Source organism: Kosmotoga arenicorallina S304, assembly GCF_001636545.1.
Lineage (GTDB): Bacteria > Thermotogota > Thermotogae > Petrotogales > Kosmotogaceae > Kosmotoga_B > Kosmotoga_B arenicorallina.
The window spans coordinates 60,346-79,955 of sequence record NZ_JFHK01000018.1 but is presented as its reverse complement, the minus strand read 5'-3'; the positions used below and the strand labels follow the sequence as shown (position 1 = coordinate 79,955).

Sequence of the window (19,610 nt, the reverse complement as noted above, 5' to 3'; positions counted from 1 at the left end):
TGTGCAGCAGGATATGTGCAAAGGTTGTCAATTCTGCTTCGACTATAATCGGTAGGCTGAGCACCAATCTCAAGGTCGTGATTGACGGAAAAAGCTTCTTGCTTTCAAAGCTCAAGAAAAAAACTAAGGGAGTCACATCATTTATTGCGAGAGTTCCGAGCTACCAGGCAAAGGTAAAGATAGTCATTGACAACAGTGCTGACGAAACGAGAATCATTCTTTGCAGCGACACGAGCATGACAGAGTATGAGATACTCAATCATTACAGCAAAAGAGAGACTATGGAGGAATACTTCAAGCAGGCAAAAGGTCTATTGGGGCTGAAAACACAGGTTTATTCACAGCGTTCCACTGAAAAACACACTGAGCTTGTAGCTCTCTACTTCACAGCGATGATGATAGCGAGATACTATTTGAATGTCAAAGACCAAATTGGATTTAGGGAATTCGTTGAACGGCAGATAGAACAACATCATCTGGAAAAAGCTTTATTTTCCCTATTTGCTTTATTTTTTTGTGATCCCGAATCGTTCTTTTGTTTTCTCTCTGGGTTTATCTAGCTAAGTGCATAGTTTGGGTTTGAAGAGAACTACCCGGGTTTTAGAATTTGTTTGCTTAACAGCACCCATTTTATATGGGTGCTGTTTAATTTGACAGGATCTCCTCTGATTTCAACAGCGAAATAAAATTTTCTATAAGCTCCCGGGCATCTTTTGCTATCGCTGCCACATCGTGGCAGTTCCACAGTCTTGTGGCAAGCTTTGGGTAGTCCTTTGGCTTCTTTTCAAAGCTAAAAGTCTCCTTGATACCATCAAAATAATCTCTATTCACATGCTTACCATTGAGAAGGCAGAGTGCGGTTCTCATTTCAAGCAGTGTTTCTATTACCGCGCAATAAATATCCTCATGTTTCTTACGCTTTATGCAGGAAAATATCCTTCCCCAGGATTCAAAGACAAGCTCGGAAAGTTTTTCCCTGAGAGCGGTTTTGAATTTTTCCTCTGGAATACCCATGGCTTTCTCATAATATCTCTCAGGAGCAAGCCTGTCGCCTGAAAGCACTTTAAGATTCGCCATTAACCCGGCATAAAAAGGCCAATCCAAACCGGGATTTTCAAGAATGTGTAAAAGCCTCTTTTCTTCCATTATGTGTATTCCTGTGGGAATCATGCCTATCAAAAAATGCCTTGATTTAACCTCTTTTTTGGTTACGGCAAAAAGCTCAATGTCAGACCACTGTGTATCTTCGCTCCTTGCAGTGGAACCGTAAAGGCAGCAACAAACAAGATCATCACCCAGTTCTCTTTCAAGTTCCCTTGAAAGACTTAATGCGATATCATAACGCTTATTGTGATCCATCTCACACCTCCATGAAGCTCTACTAAAGTGTTATAAACAAGGGCTCGGAATTTGTAACAAAAGGTGTTCCATTTATCCTATTTTATAGAATAGTTTTCACATTCAGTATTATTATTTTTATGTGTAAGATTGCAAAAATCCTTTTGTGATTAAGGCAAAAAATGGTATAATATATTTGTTAATGATTAGTTGATTGCATCAATCAATTAAATTTCTAATAGTTTTCTGGTTTGAGGGGGCTTCAAAAATGCACGAGGGGGGATCCTTTGTGAAGAGAACAAAGGTAATGGTATGGGTAGTGTTATTGGTATCTTTCCTGTTAGTTGGTACTTCACTTTTCGCAAAACTTACCTATGGATATGTAACTCCAGGTCCTGACACATGGTACAAGAAAGATGTAGAAGGCTTTCGGTACGCTGCAAGTCTTGTAGGTGTAGATGTAATTGTCCTAAATTCTGACTATGACACTGAAAAGGAAATAACAAACATCAAAACACTCGTTAATATGGGTGTAGATGGTATGTGCGTCTTTTCCTTTAATCCTAATGGAGCTTTTATAGCTGCAAGAGAATGCGCAATGGCCGGAATACCACTTGTTGTAACAGATAATGTGGGTCAGGTTTTAAAGTCTGACTATGATGTGGTTGCTTGTATTGACTTTGACTGGCATGGAATGGGAATCAACGTTGCAAACTACATTGCAGAGCATTACCCTGGCGAAAAAATCGCAAGTATAATGGGGCTTTTTGAACATGTTCCAGTTCAAATATTTAGAAGTTCTTTTGAGCCGAAGGTAAATGAACTGGGAGTCAATCAAATTGTTGCTGTTAGAGATGGTAAGTATACTCCAACCGTTGCTGTTGACCAGGCACAAGATTTGATTGAATCAGGATATGACTTTTCAATCTTATTTGTTTTCAACGAAGAAATGGCGGCAGCTGTCGTCAGAATGCTTAAGACAAGAGGGCTGCTAAATAATCCTATAAAGGTAATAACTACAAATGGCGCTCCATATGGTATTGAGTTAATCAAAGAAGGAAGCATAAAGTATTCCATCTCTACATCACCCGGATGGGAAGGCTTCGTGTCTTTCCTTGCGCTTCATGCTTATACACAGGGTTTGATAACCGAACTTGATCAACAGATTTTACTCCCGAATACACCAATCACTCCAGAAACAATTGATGACAAAACAAAGGTTGTACCCTGGGATGTCGATCCGATTTGGATTGAATTGACAAGACAATACTTCCCGCAATATAATCCTCTTTATTGAGCATTGTAAATTTAGGGATGAAGAGCCTGGGCTCTTCATCCCTTTCTAAATGGAGAGAGTTGTATGGAAAGAAAGCCTTTGGCAATAATGAAAAATATAACAAAAATATATGGCCATCATAAAGCACTGGATAAAGTGTCTTTTGACTTATTCGAAGGTGAAGTTCATTGCTTGGTAGGTGAAAATGGTGCTGGCAAATCAACACTAATAAAGGTTCTTTCTGGAGCAATTACACCTGACGAAGGAGAACTGATTATTGGAGATACAAAAGTAAAATCCCTCACTCCCAAGCAATCAATGGAGCTTGGTATTTCAACTATATATCAAGATGCCGAATTGGTAGAATCATTAACTGTTTCAGATAACGTATTCCTCGGTTACGAAAAATCTAAAGGTTTTCCTTTCATGATCGATAAGAAATATCAGGAGAAGCAAGTTAGAGAAATTATTGAAGCTCTTAAAATGAAAATGCCTGTAAATGTTTTGGTGGAAGATCTTTCTACCTCTCAGAAGCAAATGCTTCAAATCGTGAAAGCGCTTTATTCTGACTCGAAAATCTTGATCATGGATGAACCGACAAGTTCTCTTGGTATTGATGAGACCCAGGCATTAATGGAAATAATAGCCAACCTTAGAAAACGGGGAATCGGAATAATTTATATATCACATTATTTAGAAGAAATATTTAAAATAGGTGATAGAGTTACAGTATTAAAAGATGGACTAAATATGGGAACTTATAACATTTCTGAAATAACCGTTGATGAGATTATCAGGAAAATGGTGGGTAGAGATGCGGCGTTATTTTACAAAAAAACACCCATTGAAAAAGGAGAAACAGTATTTGAAGTGAGAAATTTTACTAAAACCAATATGGTTAAAAATGTTTCTTTTAGTGTCAGAAAAGGGGAAATATTTGGTTTTGGTGGTTTAGTCGGATCTGGTAGAAGTGAGTTAGTGTCTTTGATATTTGGTGCTGAAAAGCCTGATTCTGGGGAGATCTATCTTAACGGAAAACGATTAATCGTTAAATCGCCTGAAGATGCTATAAAAAAAGGAATTGCATTAATTACCGAGGATAGAAAGAAGCTTGGTATGCTTACTGGAAGGAACATTGTTGAAAATACCTCTCTTGTTCATACAGAAAACTTCAGTGGCATGTTATTGAACCATAATGAAGAAAGAGAATTAACATATAAAATGGTGAAAGACCTTTCAATTGCAGTGCAAAGTGAGTCTCAAAAGATAGAAGAACTTTCTGGGGGGAATCAGCAAAAAGTAATTATTGGTCGTTGGCTTTTAGATAATTATGAAGTATATATTTTTGATGAACCAACAAAGGGAGTAGACATTGGAGCAAAAGAGCAAATATATCAATTAATGACTCAACTTGCTGAGAATGGAAAATGCATTATAATGATATCTTCGGATATGCCCGAACTCATTTCATTAAGTGACAGAATAGGAGTTATGCGAAATGGGGAATTGGTTGAGATTTTGGATAACGAAGGCATTTCAGAAGAAGAACTCATAAAACATTTTATTGGTGTTTAATTTTTTTCTTGGAGGGAGCTGAATAATGAGCAATAAGAATCAAAAAGAGAGGGCAATGCTTCCAAAGAGCAAAACTTCGATATTCAGAAATCAGTGGTTTTTCCTTTTAGTTGCAGAGGTTGCTATTGCAATTGTTACAGGGATTGTGAATCCAAGATTTTTCACAACAAGCAACATAATGAATATTCTTGAACAAATAGCGGTTCTTGGAATTGTATCTTCAGGAATGACCTTTTTAATAATCTCTGGAGAAATTGATATATCAGTGGGTGCAAATATTGGACTTTCTTCCTGTGTAATGGCCATGATGATTAGGAGCGGTGATGGGTATCTTATCCCTGTATTAATCGGAATCGCTTTAGCAATATTTAATAGTTTTCTTGTAGGTATTACTGCAAGAGTATTTAAAGCACCATCTTTTATTACCTCATTAGCTTTTATAAGCGTTTTTCAAGGAGTTGCCCTGGCTATAACTAAAGGATCTTTCCAAACAATTTATGGTAAATTTGAATTTATTGGAACAACAAGGCTCTGGAAAGTACTTCCATTAAGTTTTATTATAAGCATTTCAGCATATATAGTGGTTCATTTTTTGCTTTCTTATACCAAGCTAGGAAGACGCACTTATGCTGTTGGAAGCAACCCTTCAGCTGCCTTTCTGTCGGGTATTTCTGTGACCAAAACTAAGTTGACTGCTTTCATGTTAAGTGGAGCATTTGTTGGCGTTGCTGCAATGGTATTACTTTCAAGAATCGGAGCGGCTCAACCCTCTACTGGTAGTGACATCGGATTAAAAACCATTGGTGCGGTAGTAATTGGTGGGACACCACTTTCTGGGGGCAAAGGAAAAATCATAGGTACGTTTTTTGGTGTGCTATTAATGGGGTTAATTTCCAATTCACTGAACATGCTCAGAGTAAATCCTTATTTTCAAACTGTTACCTTCGGCGCATTAATTATCGCATCCCTTGCTGTAAGCATGCTCAGTACTTACAAAGGCCGAAAGAAAGTTATCTAATTCAATTAAGGAGAAGAGTAAAAGTGTACAAAGAACAGAATTTTCAGATTAAAAATCTTAAGATTCGCGAGCAGTATTTAACCGAGAAAAGAAAGAATCCCAAGAAATTTATGCGAAGATTAGACCTTTCATGGAGTATCTGGATGTTCGGAATTGAGCCCTTTGAAAATTCACTGAAAAGACTAAAAAGAAATGGGTTGAACTTCGTTGAAATAAAGGGCGATACATCAATAAGCATTGATGAAATTAAAAATGCTCTAAAAGAATATGACATGAGAGTTTCTGGTGCTTGTGGTTTGTTTCCGCCCAGTCGAGACCTTTCGAGCACCAACCAGGAAATAAGAGAAAACGCTATCGAATATCTGAAAAATTTAACAAAATACGTTTCAGAAGTTGGTGGAAGATATATCATAGTTGTTCCAAGCGCAGTCGGTAGAAATTCCGCAATTGATTCCGAAGAGTTCTCAAGAAGCGTTCAGACATTGAAGCGTTGTTCAGAGTATTTTGATAAAAATGATGTAGTTGGCGCTATTGAACCCATTCGCTCAGCTGAAGTAAGTCTTATACATACGGTAGATGATGCTCTTGAATATATTAATGCTGTCAATGAATCTTCATTCAGTTATATTAATGGAGATATTTATCATATGCTAAATGAAGAAAAACATATAGGTGAAGCAATACTGAAATGTGGAGAGAGGCTCATAAACCTTCATATAGCCGATAGCAACCGTGATGCTCCCGGAAAAGGAATGATAGACATCGATACTGTAATAATGGCAGCCTATATCATTGGTATGAACGAACCTGGCCGATTTCTTACCTTTGAACCTTTAGGCCCCTATCCTGATCCATACGTTCTATCAAGCCAAAAGTGCATGGTGGATATTATGGACAATTTAGTAAAAGAATCCGTTGCTTACTTCAAAGAGAGAGAGAATATTGTTCGAGCACTTCAATAAGGAGGTGTTTTTTTAATGAAGATAGGATTTCATACTGATGCATTTAATTCTTCAGTTTTTAGTTTTGAGAAGGCTCTTGAATGGGCAAAAAAGAACGATGTTCATTATATCGAATCTGGTGTTATAGAAGGGGTTTCATGGATACATGGTCTTGGTTATTTTCCGCATATTTCGCTTACTGATGATCCACTAAAGACAAGAAAATTGATGGAAAATTATGATGTTCGCTTTTCTCAAATTGACGCAGCTTATCCACTCTCTGGAAACGAAGGGTTATATTATGGGGTTGCTTACGTTTTGAAATCAATCCAGTGGGCAAAGCTTGTTGGTTGCCCAAACATTGCTACAACTGACGGTCTGAAAAAACCGGTCTACCTCAGCGAAGAAAAAGCTCTTGAGCTAATGAAAAGAGCATATTCCACAATAATAGAATATGCCGAGCTTTATGAAATAAATATAAATATTGAAGTTCATGGTTATTTCACTACAAACCCGGAACTTCTTGAAAAAATGCTCAATTTTGTTGATAGCAATAGGTTAGGCCTAAATTTCGACACTGGTAATAGCTTTATTGCGGGAAGAGATCCTGTTGAATTTTGCAAGCGTTTTATTGATAAGATAAAACATGTTCACATAAAAGATGTCTCCAAAAGTTTAGCTGATTCTCTCAGAGGAAAAGACACAGGTATAGGAATTAGTCATTCCGCGGTTGGTGAAGGTGTAAATTCTGACAACATTAAAAAAATTCTTGAGATACTTAAAGATAGAGGTTACGATGGAACTTTAAGTATAGAGTGCGAAGGAATGGGCGGACCTCTTATAGAAAAATCTTTGCGATGGCTTCGCAAAACCCTCGAAGAGCTTGGAATACCAGAGGAAAAATAAAAAACATGTACGTATCATTTCCTTCCTCTTTTGCACCTTTATTTTAAAAACACTTCTTTAGTTATATTAAAAGATTAGTATCTTTAACTAAATTTACTTAGCGCTTCAACTTATATAGAAATTCCTATTAAGAGCGAAAATGATCGTGTAATTATGGTTGCAAATTCAAATATTGTTTGAACAACTGGCAATTTGTCAGGCTTTACACAAGTATCTTTGAAGCAGGCATGGTTCGGCCCTAGCTTTTATCTCGTTTATTACTCCATTTTCCTTTTATAGCAGCTCAATTACATATTTAGCGGGGTTTTCCATAGCATTGTTATATTCACCAGTATAAACACCATGCCTTGCCATTTTCATAATTCTCTCAAAATCTTTAAAATCCCCTTTGAACCCCCAGAGTAACACTGCCTTTATAAGAAGATATGAAGGAGATGGTTCAAAGTCATCGCTTTCAAGCAGTCTCCTCTCAAGCTCTGACTGACCATTCATAAAACCTTTTCCCAGTGTCGCCCATTGATCTTCGCCTGAGATGAGAAAGTCATATTCCCCAACTCTCTTTCTATATTCCTGGCAGTATTAAGGGCAGTAGAACGCTTCTTGAAAAACTGAAAATTTTCCATTGCATTCTGGACATTGAAGAATTCCATCTATCTTCATTTCTAATCCCCCCTTTTTTCTAACCGAGCATCATGTTTTGCGGCTCACAAGTTAAGTGTATCAAATGATACTCTCTTTCCAACCCCTGCAAGTTCTTTCTTTCACTGTAACGTTGAAGTAAAGAAAATTAGGGCTCGGTAAAAATCTCTTCCACCATATTTGACAGTCAAAAAAAATCAGAATAAAATATTCGTGAAAATTATAACGTGAAATATATAACGAAATAAGGTGAGAGCATGGTGGTTAAAATCTGCATGGGTAGTTCCTGCCATTTAAAAGGCTCATATAAAGTGGTCCAAAAACTGAAAGAACTCCAGAAAGAACTTCCTGAACTTCAACTTGTTGGCTCTCTTTGTTTCGGAAATTGTATGAACGGGATAAACATAGAAATAGATGGGGAAATTTTTTCAGATATAAAAGCAGAAAATGTGGTGGAAACGGTAAAGAACTACATTAAGAAAAGAGATGAGGTAAATGGGTGAGTTCATTTATTCAATCGATGCCAACTGCCAGTATTGCTATAAATGCCTGAGAAACTGCCAGGTTAAAGCAATAAGCTTTAATAGCGGAAAATCACGTATTCTTGAAGAAGAATGCATTCTCTGTGGAAACTGCTTAGAAATATGTCCTCAAAAAGCCAAGAATTACCGCAGGCATGTAGAAAAATTCAAGGAGTTCTTTGAAGCTCCTTTTATGGTATCAGTAGCTCCTTCTTTCTTTGCACATTTTGATTATCCCTTCAAAGTTATTGGATTTCTCAAATCCCATGGTGCAACGGTGGTCAATGAAACAGCGGTTGGTGCAGATCTTGTCTCTGAGAGATATAAGAAACTTTCTGAAAACTTAAAAAAACCTGTTATAACAACAGCCTGTCCCGTTGTTGTTGATTTTGCTGAGATGTATTATCCCGAACTTTCAGGTTATCTTGCTTCTGTCGTTTCACCCGCTGTTGCTCACCAAAGATTTCTGAAAAAGCATTTTGGAGATCTTAAAACAATCTTTTTGGGGCCATGTATAGCCAAAAAGAGGGAACTTGAAGGGATTTTTGATCTGGTTCTAACCTTTGAAGAATTGAACGAGTTTTTCGAGTCAGAAGATCTACATATTGAAAATTTCACCGAAAGATTTCCTGACCCGCCATTTCCCGAAAACGGCAGGCTCTATCCAATGAATAACGGGATAAATCAATCTGTAACCAGAAATTTCAGCCAGCATTTATCGATTGAAGGAATCAGAAATGTCGCATGGTTTTTTGAAAACTTCTCTTCGTATAATGAACCTCTGTTTATAGAACTGTCAGCCTGTTATGGAAGCTGTTTAGAAGGGCCTGCGATCAGGAAAGATTTGAGCATTCTCGAAAAGAGAAATCGTATTTTTCGCCACAAAAAAGTGCTGGATGCACTTACCGGAAAAAGAATCAGTTCTTATTCATATCATCTCAACCTGAAAAGGGAAACGAAATCGAGGCCGAGCAAAAGAGAATATCCTGAATCGGCGATTCAAGAAGTGCTCCTCTCCATAGGTAAAGATGACCCGTCCAAGGAACTCAATTGCGGAGCTTGTGGATACAATACATGCAGAGAGAAAGCTGCCGCCGTTTTGCAGGGAAAAGCTGAAAAGGAAATGTGTATCACCTATTTGATTGATAAAGTATCATCTGTAAGCAACCTCGTTGTGGAAGAGACCCCAAACATCATCCTCATTTATAAAGACAACCAGATTCTTTATAAAAACCGTGTGGCAAGAAATTTCTTTAAAAACCTGTCTGACAGCTCCTTGCTGGAAATAGCCAGAAAATGTGAAAAATCCAGGGAAAATATCTTTGATTTATTGGTTGCGGGAAAGAGTAAGAGATTTTTCGTTAAAACTTTTGAATTGCCAGAAGACAGCGGAAATGTCGTCATACTCGTCGATATGACGAAAGAAAAGGAACAAGAAGAGCGGATTAAAATGCTGAAAAAGGAATCCCTTGAAAAGATTGAAGATGTATTGAGCAAGCAGATGATGCTGGCACAGGAAATAGCTGGCTTGCTTGGGGAGTCTATTGCCGAAGCAAAAAGCCATTTCATGGATTTCAGGAAATTTGTGGAGGATAAATGATGCTAACCTGTGAGGTTAACTATTCGTACAAGAACAAGGGTGGAGAGGAAGTCTGTGGAGATACCATAAAAATAAAGCGGGACGTGGATAAGACCGTGGTGAGCCTCTCTGATGGTCTGGGAAGTGGAGTTAAAGCGAGCATTTTATCCACGCTAACCGCCACAATGGCAACCACTATGGTTTTTAACAGGGTACCCATAGAAGAAGTATTCAGCTCCATTCTTTCTACACTTCCTGTCTGTAAAGAACGTGGCATAAGTTATGCAACCCTTTCCACCTTTCTAATAGACCATGAGCAAAAAAAGTGTTTCGTAGTCGAATACGAATTTCCCGTGATTCTTTTCTTCAGGGGAGAAAAACCACTTGAAATGAAGAAAAACAAGAGAACCATAAAGGGGAAAGACCTCTTTATAAGCGAAATGCCTCTGGAAGAAGGCGACGCAATATTTGCTATGACAGATGGGGTATCCCAGGCTGGAATGGGATCATCGAGGTATCCCTTTGGACTGGGCATTGAAAACATACGCATCGAAATTAAAAATCTGCTGGAAAAGAAAGTACGCCACGCGGATATTGTGAATTACCTAATCAATCTGGCTAAAAGACTCGATAAAGGAACCAGAGGGGATGATGCCCTCGCTGCGGTTTTGAAGATAAGGAAAGAGAACACGGTGACCATCATGGTGGGGCCTCCCGAAGATAGATCAAAAGATAGATATGTAGTGGAAAAGCTTCTGGCGAGCCCGGGTAAAAAGGTAGTTTGCGGGGGAACAACGGGGCAAATTGTTGAAAGATTCATAAGCGGAAGAATAGATATTGACCTCAATTCAATCAGCGAAAATTCGCCACCCCTTGGATACCTCAGGGGGATTGACCTTGTAACCGAAGGCATTATTACTCTCACACAGGTTTTCAGATATCTTGAAGGTCAGGAGACAAAAATAGGCTACGGCTCAAAATCCCTCATTTCAATGCTGATGGAAGCGGATATTGTCAACTTCATAGTCGGAAGAGCCATCAACCCAGCTCATCAGAATCCGCTTTTTACACATGATATCTCTTTGAAATTTAGGATAATAAACGATATTGCGAGAATTCTCGAAAAGATGGGAAAAATAGTAAAGATTGAATATTATTGAGCATCCGGAGGTGAGCGTGTGAGCATCGAAAGAAGTTTCGAAAAAGTGGAAGATATCCTGAAAAAGCACGATTATGACAGGAAGAAACTCATCAAGATTTTGCTGGATGTCCAGAAAGAGTATAGGCATATTCCAAAAGATGTAGTGAACTATATTTCAGTTGCTTTGGGAATTTCCCCCGCGAAGATTTTTGGAGTGGCCACTTTCTATGCTCAGTTTTCCTTGAAACCCAAAGGAGAATACGAGATATACATTTGCGATGGAACCGCATGTCATATGGAAGGCTCCATGGCTCTTGTAAAAGCAATTGAAGAAGAGTTGAACATTAAACCCGGTGAAGTGACAAAGGACCTAAAATTCAGCCTGGATAAAGTTGGCTGTCTTGGAGCATGTGCCCTTGCCCCGGCTATGGTAATAAACGGTGAGGTATATGGAAACCTCAACGAAGAAAAGACAAAAGAAATATTGAAAAAATTGAAGGAAAGGAAGGCTGATGAAAATGTTTAAAAACCCCCTTGAAGCCTTTAAATATATAGAGCATCAGGAGGAAATCCGAAGGGAAAAACTGAAGCAGCTTTCTGTTTATGTGTGTGTGGGAACAGGCTGTACAGCAAACGGTTCAAGAAAAGTCTACGAGAAATTTGAAGAAGTTTTGAAAGATAGAAACTTAAAGGTTGCACTCCAGAGAATAGAAGAAGGAAGCGAAAATGAAAATCCCGTAAAGAAAACGGGTTGTTGCGGACTTTGTTCTTTGGGTCCGCTTGTGAAAATTCTCCCATATGGATATACTTACGGGCACGTGAAGCCTGAAGACGTTGAAGAAATAATCGAACAGAGTCTGGTGAATGGAAAACCTGTTGAAAGATTGCTTCTCACAGACCCAATTTCCAACAAAAAAGTGGAAAGATTAGAGGATGCAACCTTCTTCAAGAACCAGACCTTTTACATCATGGATGCAATAGGCACGAGCGAATGTGAAAGCATTGAGGATTACATGGGGCGTGGGGGCTACAAATCGCTCATCAAAGTACTTTCAGAAATGGATCCAAAGAGCGTTGTGGAAACGGTAAAATCCTCAGGATTACGCGGACGCGGAGGCGGAGGTTTCACCACCGGGCTAAAATGGGAAGCAGCCTTTAACAGCAAGGGTGAAAGGAAATTTGTTGTATGTAATGGCGATGAAGGAGATCCGGGCGCTTTTATGAACCGCACATTGCTTGAACGCGATCCCCATTCAGTTCTGGAAGGCATGATAATAGCGGCCTATGCAATAGGCGCAGACAAAGGCTATGCATACATCAGAGCGGAATACCCTATCGCAGTGGAGATGTTCAACAAAGCAATAGATGATGCAAAGAAATTTGGATTTCTTGGAGAGAATATACTTGGGACAGGATTTAACCTTGACCTTGAGGTAAAGGAAGGGGCAGGAGCTTTTGTTTGTGGAGAAGAAACGGCTTTGCTTGCTTCCATTGAAGGAAAACGCGGCGTCCCCCGCCCGAGACCTCCATTCCCTGCACAATCAGGGTTATGGGGATACCCCACTCTTTTAAACAATGTTGAAACATATGCCAATGTTCCGAAAATCATTAGAGATGGGGTCGAGAATTACAGAAAACGTGGTGTGAAAAACTCTCCGGGCACAAAAATGTTTTCGGTTACAGGCCCCCTCAAACTTACAGGAATTATTGAAATAGAGTTTGGAACAACTTTGAGACAGGTCATCGAAGACATCTGTGGCGGTACATCAAATGGCTTGAAGCTAAAGGCTATACAAATTGGAGGGCCATCAGGAGCCTGCCTTTCTGAAGAATTCTTCGACCTTCCCCTCGATTACGATACGTTGAAATCTGTTGACGCTATGGTGGGTTCTGGCGGGATTGTCGCGATAACAGATGACAGATGCATGGTCGAAGTTGCAAGGTTTTTCCTTGACTTTACAAAGAGAGAATCATGTGGGAAATGTGTCCCCTGTCGGGAAGGCACAATGCAGGCTTACACAATTCTTGAAAAATTTACCCAGGGAAAGGCCACCAATGAAGATCTGGAAAATCTGGAATATCTCTCGAATATCATAAAAACCGCTTCTCTCTGTGGGCTTGGAAAAACAGCCCCAAATCCAATATTGAGCACTTTGAAGTTGTTCAGGGATGAATACATCGAACATATTGAAGGAAAATGCCCCAGTGGAATGTGTACTGCACTGAAAAAATACGTTATCAATCCTGACCTGTGTAAGAGTTGTAGCTTGTGTGCGCGTTTCTGCCCACAGGGAGCCATTTCGGGCGAGCGAGGTAAACCATATGTAATTGATCAAGAAAAGTGTGTCAAGTGCGGTATTTGCTTCGATAAATGTAAATTCAATGCCATCGAACTCATTGGTTGATCGGAGGGGAAAACATGAAGATATACGTAAATGGCAAAGAAACGATTATCAATGACAATGCTCGAAATGTTCTTGAAGCCCTTAAGGAAGTTGGCATAGAAATACCGAACCTCTGTTATCTTTCTGAGACTTCCATTTATGGTGCTTGTAGAATGTGCCTTGTAGAAGTCGAAGGAAATGGTACAGTTACTTCCTGTACCCTCAAACCATATGAAGGCATGAAAATAAAAACGCATACACCTGATATATACGAACTGAGAAGAGGCATACTCGAACTTCTGCTCGCTTCTCATAACAGAGATTGCACCACATGTGAGAGAAACGGGCAATGTAAACTTCAGAAGTACGCAGAAGATTTCGGCATCAGAAATGTCAGGTTTGAAAAACTCGATAAAAGCAACATCTTTGACAGCTCTTCACTAATAATAAGGGATAATTCTAAGTGTATCCTTTGCGGAGATTGTGTCAGAGCCTGTGAAGAAATTCAGTCTGTTGCCGCTATCGATTTTGCTTACCGCGGCTTTGAGGCTCAGGTGGTGCCTGCCTTTGAAGATGGCCTTGCGAATTCAGAATGTGTTTATTGTGGCCAATGTGTTGCTTACTGTCCCACAGGAGCTCTCACCTTCAGAAATGATACCAAAGAGCTATATAAAGCGATGAAATCAGGAAAGACAGTCATAGGAATGATAGCCCCAGCTGTTCGTTCGGCGGTTCAGGAAGAACTCGGGCTTGAAGGCGATATGGTCATGGCTGGAAGGCTCGTAAACTTTTTGAAAATGATTGGGTTTTCAAAGGTTTTTGACGTTTCATTTGCCGCTGACCTTGTGGCATATGAAGAGGCTCATGAATTCAAAGAAAGAATTGAAAATGGATACAAATTGCCTCAATTTACTTCCTGCTGTCCCGGCTGGGTAAAATTTGTGGAGCAATTCTATCCGGAATTTATAGGTAACCTCTCTTCCGTCAAATCACCCCAGCAAGCATTGGGAACGCTGGTAAAGAAAATCTATGCCCGTGAATTGGGACTGGACCCGCAAGATATATACGTGGTTTCCTTTATGCCCTGCACTGCTAAAAAATACGAATCTGAAAGACCGGAACTGGCAGGGGAAGTTGATCTGGTCTTAACCACAAAAGAATTAGCTCAAATAGTCAAAGCCAGCGGGATAAACCTGAAACACGTGCAACCAGAACCCTTTGACAGGCCTTATGGACTATCCTCCCAGAGCGGATTGAGCTTCGGGAAAACAGGTGGGGTTCTTGGTAGCGTCATTAAAGTTCTGGAAGAACCTCTGAACATTTCGGAAATATCAACCGAAGAAGCTGAAGGAATCCGCACGACAAAAATAAAAGTTAAAGATGGCAGAATTGTCACAGGAATAGCTGTCTTCGGACTTGGAAAGGCAAGAGAGGTAATTGAGAAAATAAAATCTGGTAAAATTAAGGCAGATATAGTTGAAGTTATGGCATGTGACTATGGTTGTATCGGAGGCGGCGGGCAGCCATATCCAAACAATTCCGCAAAACGCCAGGAAAGAGCGAGAATTCTCAGAGAAACTGTTGGCATGGACGTGCTCGTATCACCAGTGGAGAATTATCACATGCAGGAACTTTACAAAAAATATCTAATAAAACCACTCAGCGAAGAATCACATAAAATCCTGCACACTTCGTTCAAGCATAGGAAAAGAGTCAACAGCGAAGATATAGACATTCTGCCCTTACCACTGGACGAAAAAGACAAATTAACAGTAAATGTATGCCTGGGCACTTCATGCTATTCGAAAGGTTCTTATAATATCCTGTCTGACTTAATTGAGGCATCTAATAAAGAGGAATGGGCAAAAAACCTCGAAATAAAAGGTACTTTTTGCCTTGAAAATTGTGGGGTTTCGCCTAATGTAATGGTAAAAGACGAAGTTATTAGCGAAGCGACTACCGAAAAAGTAAAAGAGGTGCTTAAAAAACATGCCAGCAGAGAAAAAACATAAGGGGCCGATAATGTTTCCGAAGGCAACTCTTGAAAGATTGAAATTATACCACACGCTGTTGCAAGAGGAAAAGAATGAATACATTTCCTCCGACGAAATTGCCAGAAAGCTCTCGATAAAGCCTGAACAGGTCAGGAAAGATATCACCTATCTTGATTATTCAGGCAAGCCCAAGGTAGGCTATCATGTTTCGTCGCTGCTTGATACTCTGGATGAACTTTTCGGAACCAAAGTAACCGACAACATAATCATCGTTGGAGCAGGACACCTTGGTAAAGCTCTGGCAAATTACGATGGGTTTGAGAATTACGGTATCAGCGTAGTGGCAATCTTTGACAACAACCCCGAAAAACTTGGAACATATGTCGGTGAGCTGGTAGTTCTTCCGTTAGATGACCTTGGTAGAGTGATCAGAAGGTTTAATGTAAAAATCGGGACGATATGCGTTCCCGGAGAATCAGCCCAAAAAATAGCAGACTTGCTCATAAAAAAGGGTATAAAAGCCATCTGGAATTTTGCCCCGGTGATACTCGAGGTACCCGAGGGAATTCTCGTGGAAAACGAAGACATCGCCAGAAGCGCACTAACCCTTAAACACCTTTTGGATAGGACCCCGACCGAAAAAATCTAGCAAATTATGTCATAGTTGATTTTGAGTTTTCCCGCTCATTTGTCCTCAGGGAACAACAAGCTCCGGGCCATGAGCGGGGTTTTTATTGTATATCTATAGCCCTTAAGCTGCTAAAGTTATAAACCCTCTGAAATTCCGTAAGATTTCTATATTGCGTAAGAATTGGGAGGAATAGTAAATGAATATTCGATTCAATATCATTTGTGTTGAAAATGCGAAGGAGATAGAAGAAAATTATAGACCAATAAAGGATTTTGAATATCTTGAAGTAAATGACTTTGAAAGCAGAGTCGTACATTTCAAGAACTTTTTAGAAAAACTCACCAGAAAGGATTTTGACGAATTGCTTATGGAAATATTCAGTGAAGCCAGGGATTTCGAAGTAAATCTAACTCTCACATCAGGGATTCCATATCCATATGATGCCTGGTGTTACAGTGGTGATGAGCTAAATATGATATTTTTTAACCTGTCGTTGTGGGATGCAGAGAAAATAAATAAACACGCAGAAGGTATTCTGATTCACGAAATAACACATTTTCTACTGAAAAAGTTCTATGAAAACCCTTATGATCTAGAAAATAAAAACGACATATTAGATTATGTAGCCTATGATGAAGGACTTGCACATTTTTTAGGATTTCCGGGAAACAGAGAAGATATTTTAAGTATCTACCTGGATAAAAGAGAAAAAGCAAAAAAGGAATTCCTTTATTATAAAGATTACATCAGGAACAATGAACTGTCTAAAGAAGAACTAATCATCATTTACAACAAAGCAACTTCAGGAAATTACTGGGAAAAGTTTGCTTCAATATACGGTATGTTTATTTATGCGGAAGTGTTCGAGAAGCATGGGGCAAAAGGGATTAAAGATGTAATAAAGAATGGTATCTCATATTTTGATCTCTATCGGTAGGTTGTCTGTATTCAATGGTTTTCCAATCTTTCTTGAACTTTCCTGTATTTCGTATGGGTATCTTGATTTCAATGTGTGAAATGTATTGAATCCGCTTATCATGTTAAACGGTCATGTCGTCCATTAGTTATAGCTCCATATTTCTCACTTCAAAAGCGGTCATTCAACCAATCACAGTACTATCAACAGTAGCTCCTTTAATCAGAATTCAGGCTTCTCTCCATTTCAAAATATCCATCGAAGTGGAAGACATTTCTCCACGGACGGGGTATTTTGTGAAGCTTAACAATTGTAAACCCCATTCTCTCGTAAAGCCTTTTTGCGCCTTCATTGGTACGGATTACATACAGCCTGACCTTTTTGAGGTTCCTTTCCTTGCCAAAAGAAAGCAAAAACTGAAGCATTTTGGTGCCAATGCCTCTGCCCCTTGCTTCTGGCGAAACCGCTAGCACGTCCAGAAGAAGATCACCCTTTAATCTTGTTGCCACAAGAGGAAAGCCAATAATTCCTACCCTGAATATCAAAAATCCGAATTCCCGGATGGCATCAAAGAGATTTAGATTTAGCCAGTTGACATTATCATATTTCAGACCCGCCACACCAACAATTTTACCCTTCTCCCGTGCAACAAGAATTTTAGGAGCATTGAGATATCTTGAAAATATCCTGAGGCTTTTCTTTTTCGAACCAAAAACAGGTTTAAGCTTTTCTGAAAAAGCTTCGTATAGGATTTCAGATACCAAATCCCTTTCTTCTTCTTTGATTCCAAAAGAAATAGTTATTCGCTCCATTTTGAAATTTCCTATGCTTCTTTTTTGGAGAATAATTGAAGGGCTTTTTCCAGTTCAGAGGCAGAAAAAGGTTCGCCATGTGAAGGATAAATCTTTTTGGCTCCAGCATTTAAAAGCTTTTCCCAGCTCTTAAATACTGCTTCGTAATCTTCAGCGATCAAAGGCCTTTTTTTAAGGCCTAAAAGTGGAAAGAAATTCATCGCAGCATCTCCAACGAATGCCATTCCATTGTCGAGCAATAGAGAAATCGATCCCTGTGTATGCCCTGGTGTACGTAGAATTTTCCCATGTATTCCAAAATCCCTTAGCATTTCCGTGTCCTCATTGATTACAATGTCATTATCGTTAATGGCTACTGGTTTTGAGTTCGAATAGCCTCTCAGGGTCATCAAAACCCTGGTTCTGAAATTTAACGGGGTGGTTTTATGCGTAGAAAAGCCAGTTTTCAATGCTGCACGTTCTTTGTGGTGAAAGATTAATATCGCATTTGTGTGCTGTTGCACGGTACTAAGAGCAAGCGTGTGGTCATAGTGATGGTGAGTTATAAAAATGAATTTGATCTCTTCCCAGCCGATATTCAACGCTTTAAGCCATTTCTCGAGCACTCTGAACTTATAACCAGCATCTATGAGTAGATAACCTTCTTTACCTTTGACAAGGTAAAGATTGGTTATGCCTGATTTTATTCTTATAATAACCCCCACCCCCCTCATTAGACCTTACATAGCAAGTATAGCATCTTCCATTTTCGTTCCGGAAGATTAGGGGGGTTATATTTTACTCAAAGCTTGCGACAAATCTTCAATCAGCAACTCGCTGCTTTCCAGGCCAATGTGAAGCCTTACAAGAGAGAAATTCGGGTCAGATGAATCCGGGTGAACAACTGCATAAGGGAAAACTAAACTTTCATAGCCACCCCAACTTACAGCCTTTTTAAATAGTCGGAGGCTGTTTGTAAAAATCTTTATCTTTTCAATGTCGCTTGTTTTTAGTTCTATGGAAAACAAACCGGAACCACCACTCATTTGTTCAGCAGCCAGTTTGTACTGAGGGTGCGATTTTAGAAGTGGGTATATAACCCGTTTCACCTTTTCATGGTTTTCCAGAAAGGAAGCCACTTTCATTGCATTTTCATAATGCCTTTCCATTCTCACTTGAAGTGTTCTCAAACCTCTTAATATCAGCCAAGCAAGAAAAGGATCAGGAACGGCTCCGATATTGAGGAACTCCGTTTCGAAGATAAGATTTACATCTTCTTCAGACCCAATCACAACTCCAGCAACGAGATCGCTATGCCCCCCAAAATATTTTGACGCGGAATGTACCACCAAATCTATTCCGAAATCTATTGGGTTCTGAAAAATGGGTGTAGACCAGGTGTTGTCAATAATAGTTTTTATGCCTTTTTCTTTAGCAAGGCGAGCTATCTCCCGTAAGTTTTGGAGTTTGAATGTAAAAGTAGTGGGACTTTCAAGGTAGATGATTTTTGTATTAGGCCTAATTGCTGCCTTGATTTCTTCAACATCGGTTCCCTCCACAAAGGTGTGATCTATTTCAAATCTCCTTAGATACTTTTCAAGGAGTGTTTTTGTCCAGCTATAACAGTCTTTAACACAAACAATATGATCATGACTTTTAACAAAGGCAAGTATACTTGAAGAGATTGCTGCTACACCTGATCCAAGAAGTTTTGCTTTTTCACCATGTTCCAAAGCGGCCAATTTTTTCTCTAGAATGTTTACCGTGGGGTTATTTCCCCTGGTGTATAAATAGCTATTTACTTCATTGCTTATGGCTTCTGAGAAGCTGTCAAAATCCTTAAAAGTGAAGATAGATGTTTGAAATATAGGGGGAGTAACTGCTCCAAAGGGTAGATTCTCTTCATCTAAATGATGCAGTATCTTTGATGCATTTTTTCGATCCATTTTTTCCTCCTAAA

At 39.3% G+C, this 19,610-nt stretch carries 18 protein-coding genes and 1 pseudogene; 14 read left to right on the top strand and 5 right to left on the bottom strand.

The genetic code is table 11. From position 1 onward, the window contains the following. A pseudogene (locus AT15_RS08070) lies at nt 1-560 on the top strand (IS701-like element ISKol8 family transposase); the annotation flags it as partial. Nucleotides 561-645: 85 nt separating this feature from the next. Here the strand turns inward: AT15_RS08070 and AT15_RS08065 are convergent. Continuing rightward, a complete protein-coding gene (locus AT15_RS08065; protein WP_068348195.1) occupies nt 646-1,359 on the bottom strand; it encodes a hypothetical protein in 714 nt (237 codons plus the stop codon). Between the two features lie 268 nt (nt 1,360-1,627). Here AT15_RS08065 and AT15_RS08060 point away from each other — a divergent pair, with 268 nt between their 5' ends. The 5 genes from AT15_RS08060 (at nt 1,628) to AT15_RS08040 (ending at nt 7,054) form a co-directional block, all read left to right on the top strand. Then, nucleotides 1,628-2,635, top strand: coding sequence for a sugar ABC transporter substrate-binding protein (locus AT15_RS08060; protein ID WP_068348214.1), 1,008 nt, complete (start codon nt 1,628-1,630; stop codon nt 2,633-2,635). Nucleotides 2,636-2,698: 63 nt separating this feature from the next. Next, complete coding sequence (locus tag AT15_RS08055; RefSeq protein ID WP_153019729.1) at nt 2,699-4,189, top strand: sugar ABC transporter ATP-binding protein; 1,491 nt, start codon at nt 2,699-2,701, stop codon at nt 4,187-4,189. Between the two features lie 25 nt (nt 4,190-4,214). Further along, nucleotides 4,215-5,207: an ABC transporter permease gene (locus AT15_RS08050; protein ID WP_084251641.1), complete on the top strand. Its 993-nt coding sequence runs from the start codon at nt 4,215-4,217 to the stop codon at nt 5,205-5,207. Between the two features lie 23 nt (nt 5,208-5,230). Continuing rightward, nucleotides 5,231-6,169: a sugar phosphate isomerase/epimerase family protein gene (locus AT15_RS08045; RefSeq protein WP_068348192.1), complete on the top strand. Its 939-nt coding sequence runs from the start codon at nt 5,231-5,233 to the stop codon at nt 6,167-6,169. A gap of 15 nt (nt 6,170-6,184) precedes the next feature. Then, a complete protein-coding gene (locus AT15_RS08040; RefSeq protein WP_068348191.1) occupies nt 6,185-7,054 on the top strand; it encodes a sugar phosphate isomerase/epimerase family protein in 870 nt (289 codons plus the stop codon). 273 nt (nt 7,055-7,327) lie between these two features. Here the strand turns inward: AT15_RS08040 and AT15_RS08035 are convergent, their stop codons facing one another. Next, nucleotides 7,328-7,546, bottom strand: a complete 219-nt coding sequence (locus AT15_RS08035) for a hypothetical protein (RefSeq protein ID WP_068348189.1) — start codon at nt 7,544-7,546, stop codon at nt 7,328-7,330. Between the two features lie 404 nt (nt 7,547-7,950). On the opposite strand from AT15_RS08035, the gene AT15_RS08030 reads away from it, so the two are divergent. The 8 genes from AT15_RS08030 to AT15_RS07995 all read left to right on the top strand — a co-directional run bounded on the left by AT15_RS08030 (nt 7,951) and on the right by AT15_RS07995 (nt 16,880). Continuing rightward, on the top strand, nt 7,951-8,196 hold the full coding sequence (locus tag AT15_RS08030) for a (2Fe-2S) ferredoxin domain-containing protein (RefSeq protein ID WP_068348187.1): 246 nt from the start codon (nt 7,951-7,953) through the stop codon (nt 8,194-8,196). Then, complete coding sequence (locus AT15_RS08025; protein ID WP_068348185.1) at nt 8,189-9,814, top strand: [Fe-Fe] hydrogenase large subunit C-terminal domain-containing protein; 1,626 nt, start codon at nt 8,189-8,191, stop codon at nt 9,812-9,814. The genes AT15_RS08030 and AT15_RS08025 overlap by 8 nt, the downstream gene beginning before the upstream one ends. Further along, nucleotides 9,814-10,953: a SpoIIE family protein phosphatase gene (locus AT15_RS08020; RefSeq protein ID WP_068348183.1), complete on the top strand. Its 1,140-nt coding sequence runs from the start codon at nt 9,814-9,816 to the stop codon at nt 10,951-10,953. The genes AT15_RS08025 and AT15_RS08020 overlap by 1 nt, the downstream gene beginning before the upstream one ends. A gap of 24 nt (nt 10,954-10,977) precedes the next feature. Next, nucleotides 10,978-11,460 carry an NADH-quinone oxidoreductase subunit NuoE gene (gene nuoE / locus AT15_RS08015; protein ID WP_068348205.1) on the top strand — a complete coding sequence of 161 codons (483 nt, stop codon included), beginning with the start codon at nt 10,978-10,980 and terminating at the stop codon, nt 11,458-11,460. Beyond that, nucleotides 11,453-13,339, top strand: coding sequence for an NADH-quinone oxidoreductase subunit NuoF (locus tag AT15_RS08010; protein WP_068348207.1), 1,887 nt, complete (start codon nt 11,453-11,455; stop codon nt 13,337-13,339). Before nuoE ends, AT15_RS08010 begins: the two co-directional genes overlap by 8 nt. Nucleotides 13,340-13,353: 14 nt before the next feature. Then, entirely contained in the window at nt 13,354-15,330 is a 1,977-nt protein-coding gene (locus AT15_RS08005; RefSeq protein WP_068348181.1) for a [Fe-Fe] hydrogenase large subunit C-terminal domain-containing protein, read from the top strand. Nucleotides 15,331-15,340: 10 nt separating this feature from the next. Continuing rightward, nucleotides 15,341-15,961 carry a redox-sensing transcriptional repressor Rex gene (locus AT15_RS08000; RefSeq protein WP_068348203.1) on the top strand — a complete coding sequence of 207 codons (621 nt, stop codon included), beginning with the start codon at nt 15,341-15,343 and terminating at the stop codon, nt 15,959-15,961. 178 nt (nt 15,962-16,139) lie between these two features. Next, nucleotides 16,140-16,880: a hypothetical protein gene (locus AT15_RS07995; protein ID WP_068348178.1), complete on the top strand. Its 741-nt coding sequence runs from the start codon at nt 16,140-16,142 to the stop codon at nt 16,878-16,880. Between the two features lie 197 nt (nt 16,881-17,077). On the opposite strand, the gene AT15_RS07990 is transcribed toward AT15_RS07995, so the two are convergent. The 3 genes from AT15_RS07990 to aar all read right to left on the bottom strand — a co-directional run bounded on the left by AT15_RS07990 (nt 17,078) and on the right by aar (nt 19,596). After that, nucleotides 17,078-17,671: a GNAT family N-acetyltransferase gene (locus tag AT15_RS07990; protein ID WP_068348176.1), complete on the bottom strand. Its 594-nt coding sequence runs from the start codon at nt 17,669-17,671 to the stop codon at nt 17,078-17,080. Nucleotides 17,672-17,682: 11 nt separating this feature from the next. Continuing rightward, a complete protein-coding gene (locus AT15_RS07985; protein WP_068348174.1) occupies nt 17,683-18,375 on the bottom strand; it encodes an MBL fold metallo-hydrolase in 693 nt (230 codons plus the stop codon). A gap of 66 nt (nt 18,376-18,441) precedes the next feature. Further along, entirely contained in the window at nt 18,442-19,596 is a 1,155-nt protein-coding gene (aar, locus tag AT15_RS07980; protein ID WP_068348172.1) for a bifunctional L-alanine/L-glutamate racemase, read from the bottom strand. Between the last annotated feature and the right edge of the window lie 14 nt (nt 19,597-19,610).

Coding starts and splice junctions, on each gene's coding strand:
- AT15_RS08065 (WP_068348195.1), bottom strand. CDS start 1,359: ATGGATCACAATAAGCGTTATGATATCGCATTAAGTCTTTCAAGGGAA.
- AT15_RS08055 (WP_153019729.1), top strand. CDS start 2,699: ATGGAAAGAAAGCCTTTGGCAATAATGAAAAATATAACAAAAATATAT.
- AT15_RS08050 (WP_084251641.1), top strand. CDS start 4,215: ATGAGCAATAAGAATCAAAAAGAGAGGGCAATGCTTCCAAAGAGCAAA.
- AT15_RS08040 (WP_068348191.1), top strand. CDS start 6,185: ATGAAGATAGGATTTCATACTGATGCATTTAATTCTTCAGTTTTTAGT.
- AT15_RS08035 (WP_068348189.1), bottom strand. CDS start 7,546: ATGAATGGTCAGTCAGAGCTTGAGAGGAGACTGCTTGAAAGCGATGAC.
- AT15_RS08030 (WP_068348187.1), top strand. CDS start 7,951: ATGGTGGTTAAAATCTGCATGGGTAGTTCCTGCCATTTAAAAGGCTCA.
- AT15_RS08025 (WP_068348185.1), top strand. CDS start 8,189: ATGGGTGAGTTCATTTATTCAATCGATGCCAACTGCCAGTATTGCTAT.
- AT15_RS08020 (WP_068348183.1), top strand. CDS start 9,814: ATGCTAACCTGTGAGGTTAACTATTCGTACAAGAACAAGGGTGGAGAG.
- AT15_RS08010 (WP_068348207.1), top strand. CDS start 11,453: ATGTTTAAAAACCCCCTTGAAGCCTTTAAATATATAGAGCATCAGGAG.
- AT15_RS08005 (WP_068348181.1), top strand. CDS start 13,354: ATGAAGATATACGTAAATGGCAAAGAAACGATTATCAATGACAATGCT.
- AT15_RS08000 (WP_068348203.1), top strand. CDS start 15,341: ATGTTTCCGAAGGCAACTCTTGAAAGATTGAAATTATACCACACGCTG.
- AT15_RS07995 (WP_068348178.1), top strand. CDS start 16,140: ATGAATATTCGATTCAATATCATTTGTGTTGAAAATGCGAAGGAGATA.
- AT15_RS07990 (WP_068348176.1), bottom strand. CDS start 17,671: ATGGAGCGAATAACTATTTCTTTTGGAATCAAAGAAGAAGAAAGGGAT.
- aar (WP_068348172.1), bottom strand. CDS start 19,596: ATGGATCGAAAAAATGCATCAAAGATACTGCATCATTTAGATGAAGAG.